The organism is Billgrantia kenyensis (genome assembly GCF_013697085.1).
Taxonomy (GTDB): domain Bacteria; phylum Pseudomonadota; class Gammaproteobacteria; order Pseudomonadales; family Halomonadaceae; genus Halomonas; species Halomonas kenyensis.
This window is the reverse complement of sequence record NZ_JACEFT010000010.1, coordinates 146,426-166,436: the sequence shown is the minus strand read 5'-3', so window position 1 is coordinate 166,436 and position 20,011 is coordinate 146,426. Positions and strand designations below refer to the sequence as shown.

Here is a 20,011-nt window from a genome sequence, read left to right as displayed (position 1 = left end):
AGCGCCCTGCGAGGAAGGCGTATTCTACTCAATCGGCCCGCGCTGTCAAGCGCTCTTCGATGCCCGCCGAAGCGTCTTTTGCATCGAAGGCCAGCCGAAGCCGGCGACCGCAAGCCCGTTACCGGACCTGCTGTCGAGTGGGGCGCATTCTACCGAATCCGCCGCTGGCGTCAAGCGTGAATTTAGCGAAACGAATCGAAAAATTCAAACAACGACAACCACTTACCACTCTCTCCACCGCTGATGACGTTGCCCGTCACCGGCAGCGGATGCGTACTTTAAGGTTTGCCGGCCAAGGAGGCAACCCTTTGCGTCAAAAAAATATAGCTCAGCTTCGGGGCTGTATCCATGATGCTCGTCAATTTCTCACACGCATCGCAGGGTCTCAAAGCGAAACCAGCTTGTTAGATGACAAACAGGTCCACGAACCGGTGAACCGGCATGGCTTCCAACTGAGCCTGGTCCTTGCACAAGGCGTGTATCCTTTCGCAGCGTCCAGCCGGAAAACGTGTCGCCAGGTTGCGGCGAAACTTCTCCTCGAGGATCGGTATGCCTTCGTCACGGCGGCGTCGATGACCAATGGGATATTCGACCTCAATGCACTCAGTGGCGCTTCCATCGCTGAAGAAGACCTGAATGGCGTTGGCAATGGAACGCTTGTCGGCGGCGAGGTAGTCCTGAGTGTAGCGGGGCTCCTCGACTACCTCCATCCTGGCACGAAGCTGGTCGATCAGAGGATGCTGATCGTGAAAATCGTCCTCATAGTGCTCCGCGACCAGGTCACCGAAAATCAGCGGTACGGCCACCATGTACTGCAAGCAGTGGTCACGGTCCGCTGGGTTGGCCAGTTTCCCCTGCTTGGAGATGATGCGAATCGCCGATTCATGGGTAGTGATCACGATACGCTCAATCTCTTTCAGACGGTCCTTGACCTGCGGGTGCAGGCGCACCGCCGCCTCGCAGGCGGTCTGAGCGTGGAACTCCGCGGGAAAGGCGATCTTGAACAGGATGTTCTCCATCACGTAGGTGCCGAACTCGCGCGGGAAGCGAAACTTCCTCTCCCCTTCCGGCTTGAGTTGCTGGTCCTTGCTGGTCTTGGAGAAAAGCACGTCGTAGAAGCCCCACTGGGGAGCGCTCAGCACGCCGGGCACGCCCATCTCGTCACGCAGGGCGATATCGGCCAGGCGCACGCCGCGGGAGGTGGCATCCCCCGCTGCCCAGCTCTTGCGCGAGCCGGCATTGGGCGCGTGGCGGTAGGTCCGCAGGCTCTGGCCGTCGGCCCAGGCATGCGACAGTGCCGACAGCAATTGCTCGCGATTCGCTCCCATCAGGTGGGCGGCTATTGCCGTGGATGCCACCTTGACCAGTACCACATGATCCAGGCCAACCCGGTTGAAGGCGTTTTCGAGCGCCAGCACGCCCTGGATCTCGTGGGCCTTGATCATGGCCTCGAGCACGTCGCGCATGGTCAGAGGAGCTTCCCCGCGAGCGATTCGCTGCTGGGAGAGGTGGTCGGCCACGGCGAGAATGGCCCCGAGGTTATCGGAGGGGTGCCCCCACTCGGCGGCAAGCCAGGTGTCATTGTAATCGAGCCAGCGGATCGTACAGCCGATGTCCCAGGCAGCCTTGACCGGATCGAGGCGAAAGGAGGTACCCGGCACCCGGGCGCCGTGGGGCACCACAGTGCCTTCGACTAGCGGTCCCAGGTGCTTGGTGCACTCCGGGAAGCGCAGCGCCAGCAGGCCGCACCCCAGGGTATCGATCAGGCAGTTGCGAGCGGTATCCAGCGCTTCGTCACCCTCGATGCGGTAATCGAGCACGTAATCGGCAATTTTCTGGAGCTCGTGATCGTAATCGGGGCGGACGTTGCTCTCGACGGTGGTGCTCATGCTCCCTCCTGACGTGGCTCGATGGCGTCTCCCTTCACTATAGAAAACGCCCCGGGCCGCTGCGTAAAGCTGCAGCCCGGGGCGCTTCTCGAGATAAATCAGCAGCTAGAAGGCATCACCGGGTATCCGGACCCACCCCTCCATCAGCACCCGGGCACTGCGGCTCATCACCGCCTTGGTCGCCGTCCACTGATCACCCGAGCTGGAAGCTTCCGCTCCCACCCGCAAGGTGCCGGACGGATGGCCGAAGTGCACCGAATTACGCTCGCCGCCACCCGCAGCGAGGTTGACCAGCGTACCGGGCACCGCTGCCGCCGTGGCGATGGCCACCGCCGCCGTGCCCATCATGGCGTGGTGCAGCTTGCCCATGGAGAGCGCGCGCACGACAAGGTCGATATCACCTGCCTGGATCGCCTTGCCACTGGAAGCGACATAGTCGGAAGGGGGTGCCACGAAGGCAACCTTCGGAGTGTGCTGACGTTCAGCCGCCTCGGCGACATCCTGAATCAGCCCCATGCGCACCGCAGCATGGGCGCGGATGGATTCGAACATCGCCAGCGCCTTGGTATCGCCATTGATCGCTTCCTGCAGCTCGGTGCCCGTATAGCCGAGCGCCTCGGCATTGATGAACACCGTCGGAATGCCGGCGCTGATCATGGTGGCTTCGAGGGTGCCCACGCCAGGCACTTCAAGTTCATCGACCAAGTTGCCGGTGGGGAACATGGCCCCGTCACCGTCGGCCGGATTCATGAACTCTACCGCAACCTCCGCGGCCGGGAAGGTGACACCGTCAAGCTCGAAGTCGCCGGTCTCCTGCACCTCACCGTTGGTAATCGGCACTCGTGAAACAATGGTCTTGCCGATATTGGCCTGCCAGATGCGCACCGTGGCCACGCCACTCTCGGGAATGCGTTCCGGGTCCACCAGGCCATTGCTGATGGCGAAGGGCCCCACCGCTGCAGACAGGTTGCCGCAGTTGCCACTCCAGTCGACGAAGGGCTTGTCGATGGAAACCTGGCCGAACAGGTAGTCGACGTCGTGATCGGGGCTTGCGCTTTTCGACAGGATCACCGTCTTGCTGGTACTGGAGGTGGCCCCGCCCATGCCGTCGATCTGCTTCTGGTACGGATCGGGGCTGCCGATGACGCGCAGCAGCAGCGCATCGCGGGCCGGCCCGGGCTGGCGTGCCGCCTCGGGAAGATCGTCCAGGCGGAAAAAGACACCCTTGCTGGTACCGCCACGCATGTAGGTAGCGGGAATCTTGATCTGGGGAACGTGTGCCATGAGGTTCGTTTCCTGAATGAAGGAGCGCCCCGGCTCGTAGCCGGGGCGCTGACGCGACGAGTCGGTCAGGCCGTCGTTTCGCTTGTGGACTCCAGGAAGTCCTGGGCAAAGCGCTGCAGCACGCCACCCGCCGAGTAGACCGTGACTTCCTCGGCGGTATCCAGCCGGCAGATCACCGGAACACGGTCGACTTCACCGGTCTTGCGATGGATCACCAGCTCAAGCGTCGCTCGTGGGGCCGGCTTGCCTTCCACGTCGTAGGTCTCGGTACCGTCGAGCTGCAGGGTGTGGCGGGTGGTGCCCTCCTCGAACTGCAGCGGCATCACGCCCATGCCGATCAGGTTGGTGCGGTGGATGCGCTCGAAGCCTTCGGCAACGATCGCCTCGACCCCGGCCAGCGCCACTCCCTTGGCCGCCCAGTCCCGCGATGAGCCCTGGCCATAGTCGGCACCGGCAATGACGATCAGCGGCTGCTTGCGGTTCATGTAAGTCTCGATGGCCTCCCACATGCGCATCACTTCGCCTTCCGGCTCGACCCGCGCCAGCGAGCCCTGCACCACTTCGCCGTTCTCGTCCCGCACCATCTCGTTGAACAGCTTGGGGTTGGCCAGCGTTGCGCGCTGGGCGGTGAGGTGGTCGCCGCGGTGGGTGGCATAGGAGTTGAAGTCCTCCTCGGGCAGGCCCATCTTGTGCAGATACTCGCCCGCCGCGCTGTCCATCATGATGGCATTGGACGGCGACAGGTGGTCGGTGGTGATGTTGTCCGGCAGGATCGCCAGCGGTCGCATGCCCTTGAGCGCACGCTCGGCGGCCATTGTGCCTTCCCAGTAGGGCGGTCGGCGTATGTAGGTGCTCTGCGGACGCCAGTCGTAGAGCGGGCTCTTGGCTCTCTCCACCGCATCCAGGTCGAACATTGGAATGTAGACCTGCTTGAACTGCTCTGGCTTGACGTACTTGCCGACGATGGCATCGATCTCTTCGTCGGTGGGCCACAGGTCCTTGAGTGTCACCGGGTTGCCGTCCTTGTCGACGCCGAGCACGTCCTTTTCGATATCGAAGCGCACGGTACCGGCAATCGCGTAGGCCACCACCAGCGCCGGCGAGGCCAGGAAGGCCTGCTTGGCATAGGGGTGAATGCGCCCGTCGAAGTTGCGGTTGCCGGAGAGCACCGCGGTGGCGTAGAGATCGCGGTCGATGATCTCCTGCTGGATCTTCGGATCCAGCGCACCGGACATGCCGTTACAGGTGGTGCAGGCGTAGGCGACGATACCGAAGCCGAGCTTCTCAAGCTCCGGCAGCAGGCCCGCCTCTTCCAGATAGAGACGCGCAACCTTGGAACCCGGAGCGAAGGAGGACTTCACCCACGACTTGCGCACCAGGCCCAGTTCGTTGGCCTTCTTGGCCAGCAGGCCAGCGCCCACGACGTTGCGCGGGTTGGAGGTGTTGGTGCAGCTGGTGATGGCGGCGATGATCACCGCGCCATCGGGCATCTTGCCCTGCTTCTCCTCCGCCAGGGCCTTTTCGTAGTTCACCGCGATGCCGCGCTCGGCAAGGGCGCTGGTGGGCAGGCGACGATGCGGGTTGGAGGGGCCGGCCAGGTTGCGCTCCACGCTTGCGAGGTCGAAGGTCAGCACCCGCTCGTACTCGGCCTTGGCCAGGCTGTCAGCCCACAGGCCGGTCTGCTTGGCATAAGTCTCGACCAGCTCGACCTGTTCCGGCTCGCGGCCGGTCAGCTTCAGGTAGTCGATGGTCTGCTCGTCGATGTAAAACATCGCCGCGGTGGCGCCATACTCCGGGGTCATGTTGGAGATAGTGGCGCGGTCGCCGATGGTGAGGCTCTTGGCGCCCTCACCGAAGAACTCGAGATAGGCCCCGACCACGCGCTCCTTACGCAGGAACTCGGTGATAGCCAGCACGATATCGGTGGCGGTGATGCCGGGCCTGGGCTTGCCGGTCAGCTCCACGCCGACGATGTCGGGCAGGCGCATCATCGAGGGGCGGCCCAGCATCACGGTCTCGGCCTCCAGCCCGCCGACGCCGATGGCGATGACGCCCAGGCAGTCGATGTGCGGGGTGTGGCTATCGGTACCCACGCAGGTGTCAGGATAGGCGACACCATCGCGAGCCTGGATCACCGGCGACATTTTCTCCAGGTTGATCTGGTGCATGATGCCGTTGCCGGCGGGTATCACGTCGACGTTCTCGAAGGCCGTCTTGGTCCACTCGATGAAGTGGAAGCGATCCTCGTTGCGCCGATCCTCGATGGCCCGGTTCTTGTCGAAGGCGTCCGGCTCGTAGCCGGCGTGCTCCACGGCCAGGGAGTGGTCGACGATCAGCTGGGTCGGCACCACCGGGTTGACCTTGGCCGGGTCGCCGCCCTTCTCTGCAATGGCATCGCGCAGGCCGGCCAGGTCGACCAGCGCAGTCTGACCGAGGATGTCGTGGCACACCACCCGTGCTGGATACCAGGGGAAGTCCAGGTCGCGGCGACGCTCGATAAGCTGCTTCAGCGCCTCGGTGAGCAGCTCCGGCTCGCAGCGACGCACCAGCTGCTCGGCCAGCACGCGAGAAGTGTAGGGAAGGGTCTCATAGGCACCGGGCTGGATCGCCTCGACGGCCGCACGCACGTCGAAGTAATCCAGCTCGGTGCCGGGAAGCGGTTTACGGTATTGAGTATTCATGGTCGACGGTCTTCGCGTGGTGGAATGGGAGCCTGGAGAGGGGGCGTGGAGGCGGCCCTTGGGCCGCCTCGCCATTGGTGTGACTCAGTCGCGCTCCTCGATGGGCACCCACTCACTCTTCTCGGGGCCAATGTAGTCGGCGCTGGGGCGAATGATGCGGTTGTTGGCGCGCTGCTCGAAGACATGGGCACACCAGCCGGTAACGCGCGAACAGACGAAGATCGGCGTGAACAGCTTGGTGGGGATATCCATGAAGTGATAGGCGCTGGCGTGGAAGAAGTCGGCGTTGCAGAACAGCTTCTTCTCGCGCCACATGACCGCCTCGACGCGCTCGGAGACCGGATAGAGCACGCTGTCGCCCACGTCCTCTGCCAGTTTCTGCGACCACTCCTTGATGATGGCGTTGCGCGGGTCGGACTCGCGATAGATCGCGTGGCCGAAGCCCATGATCTTCTCCTTGCGCTCGAGCATGCCCATGATCTCGCGCTCGGCTTCGTCGGCCGACTTCCAATTCTCGATCATGTCCATGGCCGCCTCGTTGGCACCACCGTGCAGCGGGCCACGCAGGGAGCCGATGGCACCGGTCACGCAGGAGTGCATGTCGGACAGCGTCGAGGCACACACCCGCGCAGTGAAGGTCGAGGCGTTGAACTCGTGCTCGGCATAGAGGATCAGCGAGACGTTCATCACTCGGGCGTGAAGCTCGGAGGGCGCTTCGCCGCGCAGCAGGTGCAGGAAGTGGGCGCCCACGGAGTCGTCGTCAGTCTCGGTCTCGATGCGCACGCCGTCATGACTGTAGCGATACCAATAGCAGATGATCGACGGCAGCACCGCCAGCAAACGGTCGGAGACGTCCTGCTGCTGCTCGAAGCTCTCCTCGGTCTCGAGGTTGCCGAGCATCGAGGCGCCGGTGCGCATCACGTCCATGGGATGAGCGCCCTTCGGGATCTGCTCCAGCACCGTCTTGAGTGCCGCGGGCAGAGCGCGCAGGCCCTTGAGCTTGGCGATGTAGGCGTCGAGCTCGGCCTGGTTGGGCAGCTTGCCCTTGAGCAGCAGGTAGGCCACTTCCTCGAAGCGCGCCTTCTCAGCCAGCTCCTTGATATCGAAACCGCGGTAGGTCAGGCCGGAGCCGGTCTTGCCGACGGTACACAGGGCCGTGCTGCCGGCGCTCTGGCCGCGCAGGCCGGCACCGCCGATGGGTTTGTCTGACATGTCGTGTCTCCTTGGTCTGTCGTTTTCTTGTCATCGCAGGGCCAGGCGCGGCGGCCTAGCCCTTCTCGGCGAGCTGGGTTTCCGCAAACAGCGCATCGAGCTTCTGCTCGAAGGCGTGGTAATTGAGGAAGTCGTAGAGTTCGTCGCGGGTCTGCATCAGCTCGACCACGTCGCGCTGATGCCCCTGCTCATGAATACTGCGGTAGACCTTGAGCGCCGCGGCATTCATGGCGCGGAAGGCCGACAGCGGATACAGCACCATACGGCAGCCCACCTCGGCGAGCTCCTGCTGGGAGAACAGCGGCGTGGCACCGAACTCGGTGATGTTGGCCAGGATCGGCGCATCGACGCGCTCGCAGAAGGCCTGGTAGTCGTCGAGTGTGTGGACTGCCTCGGCGAAGATGGCATCGGCGCCGGCCTCGATGCAGGCACTGGCACGGTCGATGGCTGCATCCAGCCCTTCCTTCTGGAAAGCGTCGGTGCGGGCGATCAGATAGAAGTCGGGGTCGATGCGTGCATCGGCAGCAGCCTTTACACGGTCGACCATCTCCTGCTGGGTGACGATCTCCTTGTTGGGACGATGCCCGCAGCGCTTCTGCGCCACCTGGTCCTCGAGATGCACCGCGGCCACGCCGGCACGCTGCATCTCCTTGACGGTACGCGCGATGTTGAAGGCGCCGCCCCAGCCGGTATCGATGTCCACCAGCAGCGGCAGGTCGGTGGCGCCACAGATGCGATGAGCATCCTCGACCACGTCGTTCATGGTGGTCATGCCGAGGTCCGGCAGGCCGAACGAGGCGTTGGCCACGCCACCACCGGAGAGGTAGATGGCCTGGTGGCCGACGCGCTCGGCCATCATCGCGGTATAGGCATTGATGGTGCCAACGATGGGCAGCGGCCGATTGGCCTCGAGGGCGGCACGAAAACGGGCGCCGGGAGTCGGTTGTGTCATGATAATGCTCCTCTGGGTAATCGGGCTGGGCTCAGGTGGTCGCCTCGGCCTGCTGCTTGAGCGTGGCGGCGTAGCGGTCAACCACGTTGGCCCGTGAGGCACTGACGTGGCGGCGCATCAATAGCTCGGCAAGTTCGGCGTCGCCGGCCTCGATGGCATCGACGATACGATGGTGCTCGACGAAGGCACGCTGGGGCCGGGAACCGCTGGCACTGAACTGGGTGCGGTAGAGCCGCACCAGGTAATAGAGGTCGTCGCACAGCATCGTCACCAGCATGCGGTTGTGGCTACCCTGGACGATGCGATAGTGAAAATCGAGATCGCCTTCACGCTGATAGTAGGCTTCGCCGCTCTTGAGATCGGCCTGGTGCTCGTGAAGCGCCAGCACCTCGCGCAACCCGTCGATCTCCTCCCGGGTCATGTGCTCGGCGGCCAGGCGCGCGGCCATGCTCTCCAGCGCCTCGCGCACATCGAACAGCTCCAGCAACTCCTTCATGGAGAGCTTGACCACCCGGGCCCCGACATGGGGCACGCGCTCGATCAGGCGGTGGGCCTCCAGACGACGCATCGCCTCGCGAAGCGGCCCGCGGGAAATGCCATAGGTCTTGGAAAGCCCCGGCTCGGTGATCTTGCTTCCCGGCGCCAGCTCACCGCGGACGATGGCATCCTGGAGCTGGTGAAAGACCCGCTCGGCCAGGGTCCGGACTTCAGGGGAGGCGTTTTCTTCAGCGACTGAGTTCATGGCAATTGTCGACAATCAATGGATGAAGTGACTTTAGTCACTGCACCTCCATCGGTCAACCACCCATTCAGCGCGATATACTACGCCTTTGGTTGTACATTGCGGCATAATTGACAATCAGTGTGTCGACAATCTTCCAAGCGTTGGTGGAAAGTCGTTAACAGAGAAACGTCTTTCACGACAAAAGCCACTCCACCCCCTAGAATGGGTTGCCTGTTCCGAAAGGCCCCTTCCATGACGGCAAGACTCGAGATTACTCAAGCCCCCTATCGTGAAGACCCGCTCGGCCATTTCGCTGCCCTGCGTCATCGGCCGGGAGCGGTCCTGCTCGACAGCGGCAGGCCCGCCGCACCAGGCGGACGCTACGACATCCTCAGCTGCGACCCAGTATCGGTTCTGACAGTCGACGAGCAGGGAGTCACTTGGGTAGATGGAAAGCGGTGGGAGTACGAGACTCCTTTTGCCGCCCAGCAGGCCCTGCTGGACGCCCTTGAGCTCGAATGCCCAGCCAGCGAACTGCCTTTTCTCGGCGGGCTGATCGGCTATTGGGGCTATGACCTGGGCCGCTCCCTCGAGCCGGTCGGGGAAAGCTCGACTCAGTTGGTGGCGCTTCCCGTCAGCCGCACGGGCCTGTATGACTGGGCATTGGTTCAGGATCACCAACTTCGCGAGAGCTGGGTGGTAGCTACCCGCGACAGGCGCGAGCAGGTGATGGCCTGGCTCCAGCAGCCACGGGCCAGGACCGCTGGCTTCGAACTTCTTTCCCCCTTCGCGGGAGAGCTGGATCGCGCCGGCTATGCCCGTCGCTTCACCGCCGTTCAGGACTACATTCGTGCCGGGGACTGCTACCAGATCAACCTGGCGCAACGCTTCAGCGCTCCCTATCGCGGCGACCTGTGGACGGCTTACCTGCGCCTGCGCCAAGCTACGCCCACACCCTTCGCCGGTTTCATGGGATGGAGCGCGGATAGCGGCGAACAGGGCATCCTCTCGCTCTCGCCGGAGCGCTTCCTTCAGTGCCGGACCGACGGACATATAGAGACCCGGCCAATCAAGGGGACCCGCCCGCGCGGCACGATCCCCGCCGAGGACCTGCGCTTGGCCAGCGAGCTCACGTCCAGCCTCAAGGATCGCGCCGAGAACGTGATGATCGTCGACCTGCTGCGCAATGACCTGGGCCGCGTGTGTCGACCGGGTAGCGTACGCGTACCGCAGCTGTGTGGCCTGGAAAGCTACGCCAATGTCCATCACCTGGTGAGCGTGGTAAGCGGCAAGCTGGCGCAAGGCAAGCGGCCGCTGGACCTGCTTGCCGCCGCCTTCCCTGGCGGTTCGATTACCGGCGCACCCAAGGTGCGCGCCATGCAGATCATCGATGAGCTGGAGCCCAGCCGTCGCAGCGTCTACTGCGGCAGTCTCGGCTTCGTTGACGTGCGCGGCAACATGGATACGTCGATCGCCATTCGCACCGCAGTGGCCGATGGCAAGCGTATCCACCTGTGGGGCGGCGGCGGACTGGTGGCCGATTCCGATGTCGAAGCCGAGTACGCCGAGACCCTGGACAAGATTCGCCATCTGCTGGCAGCGCTGACCTCGGAAAAGCACGAACAGGAATAAAAAGCCCACCAAGGCAAAGAATAAGCTATAAGAATCCAATGAAACGGTATTGGGGCCCATTCTGCTGCCTTTGCTAGGGTAGGCTCACTTTGGCTACAACCTGGAGCCCCCATGGCCTCACTCGATGCTATCAACCAGCAGCTTGGCAGCGACCCGGATGCGCTGATCCGCTGGGCACTGGAACAGGGCCAGCGCCCTATCGTCACGACCAACTTTCGTCCCTTCGAAGCGGTGATCCTGCACATGGTGACCCGACAACTGCCCTCGGTCCCCGTGGTGTGGATGGATCATGGATACAACACGGATACCACCTATCGCTTCGCCGATGCACTGGTAGAGAAGCTCGACCTCAACCTGATCAGCTACCTGCCAAAACGCACCCGGGCTCATCGCGAGGCGGTCGACGGCCCCATGCCGGGCATCGAGGATCCGCGCCACGAAGCGTTCACGCAAGAGGTCAAGCTGGAGCCATTCGAGCGCGCCTTGCGTGAGATGGCGCCGGACGTCTGGTTCACGGCGCTGCGCGCCGAGGACACCCCGGAGCGCGCGCGCATGCAGCCTGTCAGCAAGAACGCCGATGGACTGCTCAAGGTCTCGCCGCTGCTGCACTGGAGCGCCAAGGAGCTCTACCAGTACCTGCAGCAGCACGATCTGCCCAACGAGTTCGACTACTTTGATCCCACCAAAGTGGAAGCGAAGCGGGAGTGCGGGCTGCACCTGCAGCACTGACCCACGGCGGTCAGACAGGCCATCAGAGAGGGGGGGGACAAGACCGCCCCTTCTTTCTGAGCGGCTTCCTGCCTCTTCCGGCGTGTTGCCGATGCTAGCGCATCGGCAGTTCGATACCGGTAAACAGTTCGGCCTCGTGGCGAGGGCCGGCGGCCAGGGCCGCATCGACCAGGTCGCGCTCGAGATGAGCGGCAAAACCTTTGACGAAGTCGTACATGAAGCCGCGCATGAAAGTACCGCGGCGAATGCCGATCTTGGTCACCGAACTTTCGAACAGGTGCCCGGCTTCCAACGGCACCAGGTCGGCGTCGAGTTCAGGATCGTAGGCCATGTGGGCGACGATGCCGACACCGAGACCAAGGCGCACGTAGGTCTTGATCACATCGGCATCGGCTGCCGTGAGCACGACGTTGGGCGTAAGCCCCTTGGCGCGGAAGGCATCATCGAGCTGGGAGCGTCCGGTGAAGCCGAAAACATAGGTGACCAGCGGCTGCTCGGCGAGGCGCTCCAGGCTCAGCTCACCTTCATTGGCCAACGGGTGATCACGGGGCACCAGCACACAGCGGTTCCAGCGGTAGCAGGGCAGTAACACCAGGTCGGTGAAGAGCTCAAGCGATTCGGTGCAGATGGCAAAATCGGCCTGACCCTCGCTGACCATATGAGCGATCTGCTTGGGTGTGCCCTGCTGCATATGCAGGGCCACGTCAGGATACTTGCGGGTAAATTCGCCGATGACCGGAGGCAAGGCGTAGCGGGCCTGGGTATGCGTGGTGGCAATCGACAGGCTGCCACGCCGTTCGTCACTATGCTCCTGCGCCACCTGCTTGATGTTTTCGGTCAGTCTCATCACTTGGCCGGCCAGCTCGACGATCGCCTGCCCCGCCGGGGTAACGCGGGTCAGATGCTTGCCACTGCGAGCGAAGATCTCCACGCCAAGCTCATCTTCCAGCAGGCGGATCTGCTTCGAGATACCGGGTTGCGAGGTAAACAGGCTCTGGGCTGTTGCCGACACGTTCAGGTTGTGCCGGGTCACTTCCCAGACATAGCGCAGCTGCTGTAGTTTCATGATCGGCTCGGCTCCTTGGCGCCCGGGCAGGCAAGCGAACTTGGTGATTAGACAAGCTTATCTAATCACCAAATAGCATAACGCCTAATGACTGTTCCAGCCATGCATCCGCTTCAACCCAACTCATGAGCCTACCGCATGCCCTTTACGACGCCATATCAGGTCACGGGCCGCTGGTGGGCTTGCCATAATAGTCGCTGACCGGTTTGTCGACGGGCCTGTCGAGTCGCTCGGCAAACGCCTTGAGGCCATCTACAAGCGGCGCCACCGCACGCCACAGCTCATCGTCGTTGAGCATGCGGTAGGCGCCACTGACACCGGGGGCATCGCCTCCATGCTCGTCGGGACGATGCTGGCCGACCTTATCGAGTGCCTCCTTGAGGGCGAAAGCCACCCGATAGAAGCGCTCCGGCGGGATCTCCGACAGCATCATGCCGAGCACGGCCAGGTTCTGGATGGCGTTGAGAGTGGACTCCTTGCCCAGTCCATCCACCACCACGCTGGCGATGCGGGTGTTAGCGCCGACCACATCGTTGGCCAGACGCAGCACGCCATGTTCATGAAGTGTCTGCAGCAGCTGCTCGAGCTCTTCATGGGCATCGGGCCCGACCTTGGGCGGCGTCACGTCGTGCGAGATTCGTTCGGCCATTACACTTTCCTCGGGTTGGACTGATGGGCGGGCGGCGGCGTGTAGTCTCCCCGCATCCACTTCACCTCGACCTCGACGCCCTGCTTCGGCGTGGGCCGGCCATAGCGGTAGTTGTGAGCGGGCAAGGGCGGAGCGCCGCGCTTGTCGAGCACCTCGAGCTTGACGGCGGTCTCCTTGTAGGCCGGGGTCTGCACCTCGGGGTCGTTGTGCTCTCCGGTGAGCAGATTGACCCCCGTCTTGCCGAAATGAATGGGCATGAACAGCGTCTTCCCGCGCACCCGGTCGGTGATGACCGCAGGGAACTCGATGCTGTCGCGACGCGAGGTTATCCGCACCCAGGTGCCCTCCTCGATGCCGCGCTCGGCGGCAAGCTCGAGGCTGACCTCGACGAAACCGTGCGGCACCTGCTGCCGGATCCCTTCGCTGCGCCCCGTCTGGTTGGTGCCCTGGAATTGCTCGCGCAGCCGGCCGTTGTCCAGCAGCAGGTCGTACTCGTCGTCGGGCGCCTCTTCGGGCGGCTGCCACTCCAGCGGGTGCAGATTGGCCTTGCCGTCCTCGTTGGCGAAGCCGTCGGTGTAGAGCAGCGGCGAATCGGTGCCGTCCGCCGCTACCGGCCACAGCTGGGACTTCCAGCCCTCGAGTCGCGCATAGCTGACCCCGGCGAACATCGGCGCGATGCGGGCGCACTCCGCCATGATCTCGGCGGGGTGGGTATAGCCCCAGTCGTGCCCCATGCGAGCGGCGAGATCGGTCAGGATGCGCCAGTCGGGACGGCTGTCGCCCAGCGGTTCGAGTACCTGGTAGGAGCGCTGGATGCGTCGCTCGGTGTTGACGTAGGTACCCTCCTGCTCGACGCTGGGGCAGGCGGGCAGCACCACGTCGGCGTACTCAGCGGTGCGGCTGAGGAATACGTCCTGCACCACCATGAACTCGAGCTTCTCGAAGCCGGAGAGCACATTGTGGGTATTGGAGTCGGAAAAAGCCGTCTCCTCGCCGACGACGTACATGGCCTTGATCTCGCCCTCGTCGGCTGCCTGTACCATCAGGAAATTGCCATAGCCGGCTTCGTCCGAAAGCGCTTCCGGCGAGATGCCCCAGCCTTCGGCCCAGCGCTTTCTCGCCTCTTCGTCCTCCACGTGATCGTAGCCGGGGTAGCGGTCGCGCAGGCAGCCGAAGTCGCTGGCTCCCTGCACGTTATTGTGGCCGCGCATGGGATAGCCGCCGGTACCCGGCTTGCCGTAGTTGCCGGTGACCAGCAGCAGGTTGGAGAGCGCCGTGCTGGCATCCGATCCACGGCTGTGCTGGGTGATGCCCATGGCCCAAAGCAGACAGACGCTCTGCGCCCGGCCGATGGTCTCGGCGGCCTCGGCCAGATCCTGGCGCGCGATGCCGGTCTCGGCCTCGGCGAACTCCAGGGTGAAAGGCGCGAGGGACTTACGATACTCCTCCACGCCGTTGACCCAGCGCGCGAGGAACTCGCGGTCAGCCAGGTCGTGATCGAACATGTAGCGCGACAGCGCCGAGGCCCAGATCAGATCGGTGCCGGAGTTCGGCCGCAGGAACAGGTCCGCCCGTTCGGCCATCTCGTGCTTGCGCGGGTCGATCACGATCAGCTTCTGCCCGCGCAGCTTCTGTGCCGCCTTGATGCGTGCGGCGATCACCGGATGGTTCTCGGCGGTGTTGCTGCCCACGATCACCACCACCTCGGCCTGCTCGATGTCCTCGATGGTGCCGGCATCGCCACCGTAGCCGACGGTACGGAACAGCCCCTTGGTGGCCGGGTTCTGACAGTAGCGCGAGGAGTTGTCGACGTTGTTGGTGCCGATGATGCGGCGGGCGATCTTCTGCACCAGGTAGGCCTGCTCGTTGGTGCCCTTGCTCGAACCGATGAAACCCAGGCTGTTCGGCCCGTGGGCCTCGCGGACTTCGAGCAGACGGCGCGCCACCAGGTCCAGGGCCTCGTCCCAGCTCGCTTCGCGAAAGCGCCCGTTGTCGCGTATCAGCGGCATGGTCAGGCGCTGCTCGCTGTTGACGAAGTCCCAGGCGAACTTGCCCTTGATGCAGGTGGAAATGCCATTGGCCGGCGCCTCGGCTACCGGCTGCACCTTGAGGATGTGACGGTCGCGGGTCCACATCTCGAAGGAACAGCCCACGCCGCAGTAGGTGCACACCGTCTTGGTGCGCTTGATCTCGGGCTGGCGCAGGTGCATGTCGATTTCCGAGAGCCCGGAGACCGGCACCGCCCCCGTGGTCGTCTCGAGCTTCTTGATGATCTCGATCATCGGCCGCTTGAGCGACCAGGGCATGGCGGTAAACGGCCCCGCCTTGCCGTCCATGCTGTTCTCCATCAGCGCATTGCACGGGCAGACGGTGACGCAGTGGCCGCAGTGCACGCAGCTGGAGTCGTTGATCTCCTTGCCACCATCCCACAGTACCCGCGGGTTCTCGCTGGAAAAGTCGATGGAGAGCGTCTCGTTGACCTCGACGTTCTGGCACGCCTCCACGCAGCGGCCGCAGAGAATGCACTGGTCGGGATCGTAGGTATAGAAAGGGCTCGAGGTGTCCTTATGGTGGGGCTTGCGCTGAAACTCGTAGCGCTGGATGGGGATCTGCATGTCCACCATGGTGTTGTGCAGCGTGCAGTCGCCGTTGTTGTTCTCGCACACGGTGCAGTAGAGCTCGTGCTTGGCCAGCAGGCGATCCATGCCCTCTTCCCGGGCAGCCTGGGCACGTTCGCCTTGCGCATTGACCTCCAGGCCGTCGGTACTCTTCAGCGTGCAGCCGCGCTGGAGTTCCCCATCGACCTCGACCCAGCAGGCATCACAAGTTTCCAATGCGCCCAGCGACGGGTGATAACAGACATGAGGCAGTTCAGCGCCCCGCTGCTTGAGGAAGTCAATCAGGGGCTTGCCTGCCGGACCGCTCAGCCGCTGCCCATCGAACACGATCGTACACTGCGTCGTCATGACCTGGTTTCTCCCTATCGCGGCCCGGCGACGAGGGGTGTGCACTGGGCGAAACATGCAGAGTCATGGCTATCTTCATCTCGCCCTCATGACGCATGCGGGGATACAACCGGATGGCGCCCCTGGAGCCGAGCCATTTCCATATACCTGCCGCTCCATGACTGGCAAATTAGTCAACAACTCCGGCCTTGTCTAAGCTTGAGTGCAGGATAGGCCCTTATCCCTCAATGGCTTGCAAAACACTCGGGAACAAGAGGATACAACCGGGACAATCGCGTTAACGCATTTGTCGGTCACTAGGCAGGTTGCCCCCATGTGCAGGTCGCAAGGCAGAAAGGGGGCGCTTCGCCATGGCCGCCAGCGCGGCCCATTTGCCAGAGGCCCGGTCGACCGCTAACATCTGCCGACCGGATATGCCCTGCATATCCCTCTGATACGCTCGATGAAGCGCAACGTAACTGGAGATTCACATGGCCAACAACGTCGATGTCACCAATGCCAACTTCGAGCAGGAAGTCCTGAAATCCGAACAGCCCGTGCTGCTGAAGTTCTGGGCCCCCTGGTGCGGCCCCTGCAAGGTCATGGCCCCGGTGATCGACGAGGTTGCCGAGGAACGTTCCGACAACCTCAAGGTCGTCAGCATCAATGTCGACGATGCCCCGGAGATTGCGGCCGAGCAGGGCGTGCGTGGCGTTCCCACCGTGATGCTGTTCAAGTCGGGCTCCAAGGTTGCCTCGCTGGTGGGCGCCCAGTCCAAATCCCAACTGGTGCAGTTCATCGACCAGAACGCCTGACAGCTTTTTCCGTCACGGCTCGTCACGCCCCGGCTCATGCCGGGGCGTTTGCGTTTCGGCCCGCGGCTCTCCCAGCTCGCCCTCCTCGGAAGGCAAAATCTCTCTTTCCTCGGGGGAACGATGCGCACCCGGGGGCTGCTTGCCCGGCCCCAGCAGATAAGCGATCCAGCGCGTCTGGGGATGGCTTTCCAGGGCGATCTTCAGCGTGGTGGTGAGTACCACCGAGAGCAGCATGCCCACCACTCCCAGCATCCAGCCCCACACTACCAGCGAAAGGAACGCCACGAAGGTCGACAGCCCCAGGGCCCGGCCCATCAGGCGAGGCTCGACCAGGTTGCCGAGCACGAAGTTGATCAGCAGGTACGCCATGGCGAGCGTCAGTGCCTCGAGCAGCCCGCCATCCTGCGACACCAGCAGCAGCAGCACCGGCGGTATGGCGGCAATGGCTGAGCCGATATTGGGAATATAGTTGAGAGCGAAGGCCAGCACGCCCCACAGCACGGGAAAGTCCACACCCGCCAACATGCATGCCAGCCAGGCCAGGATACCGGTGAGCAGGCTGACGAAGGTCTTCACCGCCAAGTAGCGCTTGAGTGTCTGGCTGAACTCGTGGAACCGGCGCAGGCTCGCTTCGGGATCCTTCAGCGCATAGGCCACCTTGGTGCGAAAATTGAGCGTCTCGAAAAGCATGAAAATGACCAGCAACGCCACTACCACACTCTGCATGAGCAGGTTACCGAGCCCACCCAGCAAGGTAGAGAGCCAGCCGCGGTCTTCCTCGCCCTCGACCAGGCCGGCCAGGGTATCAGGGTTGATGGCAAGCCCCATGGCTGCCAGGCTGTCGAGAATGTTGAGGTAATGTTCGTAGAGGCGCTCCTCGATGCCCGGCAGCGCCTGAATGAAAGTGCCGAAGGCGTTTGCCGCAAGCAGGCCGACCAGGGAGAGAAAGCCGCCAATCACCAGCAGCGTGACGACGACCGCCAGGCGCAGGCTCAGGCCGAGGCGATGAAGCCAGTTCACCGGCGAGGTGCAGATTACCGCGATGAACAGCCCCAGCAGGATCGGTATGACCAGATCGGCACCGGCACGTATCCCGGCAACGATCACGACCAGTGCCGCCAACGCCATCGTCAACGTCAATGGTAGGCCGTAACGCACGTCGTCATCGCGGTAGAGCATGCCAGCTATCCCTATTTGGCGTGTCCTGATTATCATGACCGCTACGGGACGGGTTCACAAATCGCCCTCCCCGTCGCCCACCGGTGCGACGTTCCCTCATGATCGCAAGGAGGCCCTCCATGCCCTCGAACTCTTTTCGCTCTCTGCTGCTCGGCGCCCTGCTGGCCGCAGCCCCCATGCTGGTCGCCACTGCACAGGCCGACGAGTCTCGCGCCCGGCTGGACGTGCAGGCCGAAGCCCAGCTCGACGTGATCCCGGATCGCGCCACGCTCAGCGCCCGCCTGTGGGAGCGCACCCCGGCCGTGGCGCGTCACGACGACGACACCGACCCCGAAGCCCTGCGCCAGGCGCGGGACCGCCTGGAGGAACGAGCGGCTGACTTGATTCACGCCCTCGAGGAGGCGGGCGTCGAGCGTGATGACATCAGCGCCGGCTCACTCTCCATACAGCCGGAATACGTGGCGGCGCCTCGTCGTGGCGACAACGATCAGGACACATTGATACGCACCCGCCTGGAGCGCCCCTTCCAGGTGCGCGTCGAGGATCTCGAGCGCTTGCCGATTCTGCTCGACGCACTGACCGAAGCCGGCGTCAACGTCATGGACGGCATCACCTACGATCTCGCCGATCGCGACGCCGCGACCGACGAGGCGCTGGTGAAGGCGTTGGAAAAAGCGCGCCACAAGGCCGAGCTGATGGCTCGCACCATGGACGTCTCCCTTGGCGCCGTCACCTCGATCAGCGAGACCCGCTCACCGGTTTATGCGCCACGCATGATGGCGATGAGCGCTGACGCCAGGGAAAGCGCCGTGCAGGCTGAGTACCGCCCCGGGACGATCGTCATCGAGGCGGGCGTCAGTGTCAGCTGGGAGATCGAGAATTGAGAGTGGCGATGCCACCCAGGTAGGGACGCAGCGCCTCGGGTACGGTGATGGAGCCATCGGCGTTCTGGTGATTCTCCATCACCGCGATCAGGCAGCGCCCCACTGCCAAGCCCGAGCCGTTAAGCGTGTGCAGCAGCTGCGGCTTTTTCTGCTCGGGATGGCGGAAACGCGCCTGCATGCGCCGCGCCTGGAAGTCCTCGCAGTTGGAGACCGAGGAGATCTCGCGGTAGGTCTGCTGGCTCGGCAGCCACACTTCCAGATCGTAGGTCTTGGCCGCGCCGAAGCCCATGTCACCGGTACACAGGGTCACCACCCGGTAGGGCAGCTCGAGGGCCTGCAGGATCGCCTCGGCGTGGCCGCGCATCTCTTCGAGCGCCGCGTAGCTCGTCTCCGGCTCCACCATCTGCACCATCTCGACCTTGTCGAACTGATGCTGGCGAATCATGCCGCGGGTATCGCGGCCGTGAGAGCCCGCCTCACTGCGAAAGCACGGTGTATGCGCCGTTAGCTTGAGCGGCAGCACCTTGTGGTCGAGGATCTCGTCACGGACGAAGTTGGTCAGCGGCACCTCGGCGGTGGGGATCAGGTGATAGCTGCGCTCGTCGTCCAGTCGGAACAGATCCTCGCCGAACTTGGGCAGCTGCCCGGTGCCGTAGAGCGACGCCTCGTTGACCATGTAGGGGACGTAGCACTCCTCGTAGCCGTGCTCGAGGGTCTGCTTGTCGAGCATGAACTGGGTCAGCGCCCGGTGCAGGCGGGCGATACCGCCACGCATGACGGCGAAGCGTGAGCCGGTCAGCTTGGCCGCCAGCTCGAAGTCCAGCTCGCCCTTGAGCCCGCCCAGGTCGACGTGATCACGCACTTCGAAGTCGAACTCGCGCAGCGTGCCCCAGCGGTACAGCTCGACGTTGTCATCCTCGCTCTCCCCCGCCGGCACGCTGTCGTGGGGCAGGTTGGGAATGCCGCTGACCAGCGCGTCCCACGCTTCCTGCACCTCGGCGAGCTGACGCTTGGCGGCATCGAGCCTGTCGCCGAGGTCGCTCACCTCGTCGAGCAGCGGCTGGATGTCCTCGCCGGACGCCTTGGCCTTGCCGATCGCCTTGGAGCGGGTATTACGCTCGTTCTGCAGGGACTCGGTCTCGGTCTGCAATCCACGACGCCGGGACTCCAGCGCCTCGAGCCGCTCGGTATCGAGGGCGAAGCCCCGCTTGGCCAGTCGTTGGGCAACCATATCGAGGTCGCTGCGCAGCAGTTTGGGATCGAGCATGGAATCCGGTCCGTAGCAGTCGGTGAATCGGAAAATCGAGCCGACCATTGTAGGCAAAAGGCTGCCAGGGTGCCACGCGCTCACGTGGCCGGGATGCGCACGA

At 63.6% G+C, this 20,011-nt stretch carries 16 protein-coding genes; 5 read left to right on the top strand and 11 right to left on the bottom strand.

The genetic code is table 11. The features are described from left to right. Positions 1-244, top strand: a 244-nt coding sequence (locus tag H1D44_RS20830; RefSeq protein ID WP_220128044.1) for a hypothetical protein, incomplete at its 5' end; no start/stop codon positions are given. A 160-nt stretch (positions 245-404) separates the two neighbouring features. Here H1D44_RS20830 and prpD read toward each other — a convergent pair. The 6 genes from prpD to H1D44_RS10335 form a co-directional block, all read right to left on the bottom strand. Further along, positions 405-1,889 carry a 2-methylcitrate dehydratase gene (gene prpD, locus H1D44_RS10360; RefSeq protein ID WP_181514777.1) on the bottom strand — a complete coding sequence of 495 codons (1,485 nt, stop codon included), beginning with the start codon at positions 1,887-1,889 and terminating at the stop codon, positions 405-407. A gap of 105 nt (positions 1,890-1,994) precedes the next feature. Beyond that, positions 1,995-3,173 (bottom strand): 2-methylaconitate cis-trans isomerase PrpF, encoded by a 1,179-nt coding sequence (gene prpF / locus H1D44_RS10355; RefSeq protein WP_181514776.1) that lies wholly within the window; start codon positions 3,171-3,173, stop codon positions 1,995-1,997. Positions 3,174-3,238: 65 nt separating this feature from the next. Next, on the bottom strand, positions 3,239-5,854 hold the full coding sequence (acnD, locus tag H1D44_RS10350; RefSeq protein ID WP_181514775.1) for a Fe/S-dependent 2-methylisocitrate dehydratase AcnD: 2,616 nt from the start codon (positions 5,852-5,854) through the stop codon (positions 3,239-3,241). Positions 5,855-5,938: 84 nt separating this feature from the next. Beyond that, positions 5,939-7,066 carry a bifunctional 2-methylcitrate synthase/citrate synthase gene (gene prpC / locus H1D44_RS10345; RefSeq protein WP_181514774.1) on the bottom strand — a complete coding sequence of 376 codons (1,128 nt, stop codon included), beginning with the start codon at positions 7,064-7,066 and terminating at the stop codon, positions 5,939-5,941. A 55-nt stretch (positions 7,067-7,121) separates the two neighbouring features. Further along, positions 7,122-8,018, bottom strand: a complete 897-nt coding sequence (gene prpB / locus H1D44_RS10340) for a methylisocitrate lyase (RefSeq protein WP_181514773.1) — start codon at positions 8,016-8,018, stop codon at positions 7,122-7,124. Positions 8,019-8,049: 31 nt separating this feature from the next. Further along, a complete protein-coding gene (locus H1D44_RS10335; protein ID WP_181514772.1) occupies positions 8,050-8,760 on the bottom strand; it encodes a GntR family transcriptional regulator in 711 nt (236 codons plus the stop codon). A gap of 234 nt (positions 8,761-8,994) precedes the next feature. Between H1D44_RS10335 and pabB the strand changes: the two genes are divergently transcribed. Both pabB and H1D44_RS10325 read left to right on the top strand, forming a co-directional pair. Further along, the gene (gene pabB, locus H1D44_RS10330; protein ID WP_181514771.1) at positions 8,995-10,374 is read left to right on the top strand and encodes an aminodeoxychorismate synthase component I; all 1,380 of its coding nucleotides are present in this window, start codon (positions 8,995-8,997) and stop codon (positions 10,372-10,374) included. Positions 10,375-10,485: 111 nt separating this feature from the next. Further along, positions 10,486-11,103 (top strand): phosphoadenosine phosphosulfate reductase domain-containing protein, encoded by a 618-nt coding sequence (locus H1D44_RS10325; protein ID WP_181514770.1) that lies wholly within the window; start codon positions 10,486-10,488, stop codon positions 11,101-11,103. A gap of 94 nt (positions 11,104-11,197) precedes the next feature. Here the strand turns inward: H1D44_RS10325 and cysB are convergent, their stop codons facing one another. From cysB to fdhF, 3 genes are all read right to left on the bottom strand, one after another. Beyond that, positions 11,198-12,169 carry an HTH-type transcriptional regulator CysB gene (gene cysB, locus H1D44_RS10320; RefSeq protein WP_181514769.1) on the bottom strand — a complete coding sequence of 324 codons (972 nt, stop codon included), beginning with the start codon at positions 12,167-12,169 and terminating at the stop codon, positions 11,198-11,200. A 163-nt stretch (positions 12,170-12,332) separates the two neighbouring features. Further along, complete coding sequence (locus H1D44_RS10315) at positions 12,333-12,818, bottom strand: helical membrane plugin domain-containing protein (RefSeq protein ID WP_181514768.1); 486 nt, start codon at positions 12,816-12,818, stop codon at positions 12,333-12,335. Continuing rightward, complete coding sequence (fdhF, locus tag H1D44_RS10310) at positions 12,818-15,784, bottom strand: formate dehydrogenase subunit alpha (RefSeq protein ID WP_181514767.1); 2,967 nt, start codon at positions 15,782-15,784, stop codon at positions 12,818-12,820. Before fdhF ends, H1D44_RS10315 begins: the two co-directional genes overlap by 1 nt. A 470-nt stretch (positions 15,785-16,254) precedes the next feature. Between fdhF and trxA the strand changes: the two genes are divergently transcribed. Further along, on the top strand, positions 16,255-16,578 hold the full coding sequence (gene trxA, locus H1D44_RS10305; protein WP_181514766.1) for a thioredoxin: 324 nt from the start codon (positions 16,255-16,257) through the stop codon (positions 16,576-16,578). A 12-nt stretch (positions 16,579-16,590) separates the two neighbouring features. On the opposite strand, the gene H1D44_RS10300 is transcribed toward trxA, so the two are convergent. Next, positions 16,591-17,757, bottom strand: a complete 1,167-nt coding sequence (locus H1D44_RS10300; protein WP_181514765.1) for an AI-2E family transporter — start codon at positions 17,755-17,757, stop codon at positions 16,591-16,593. A 119-nt stretch (positions 17,758-17,876) separates the two neighbouring features. On the opposite strand from H1D44_RS10300, the gene H1D44_RS10295 reads away from it, so the two are divergent. Continuing rightward, the gene (locus H1D44_RS10295) at positions 17,877-18,641 is read left to right on the top strand and encodes an SIMPL domain-containing protein (protein WP_181514764.1); all 765 of its coding nucleotides are present in this window, start codon (positions 17,877-17,879) and stop codon (positions 18,639-18,641) included. Here the strand turns inward: H1D44_RS10295 and serS are convergent. Then, positions 18,619-19,908 (bottom strand): serine--tRNA ligase, encoded by a 1,290-nt coding sequence (gene serS, locus H1D44_RS10290; RefSeq protein WP_181514763.1) that lies wholly within the window; start codon positions 19,906-19,908, stop codon positions 18,619-18,621. The genes H1D44_RS10295 and serS overlap by 23 nt on opposite strands. Positions 19,909-20,011 lie beyond the last annotated feature (103 nt).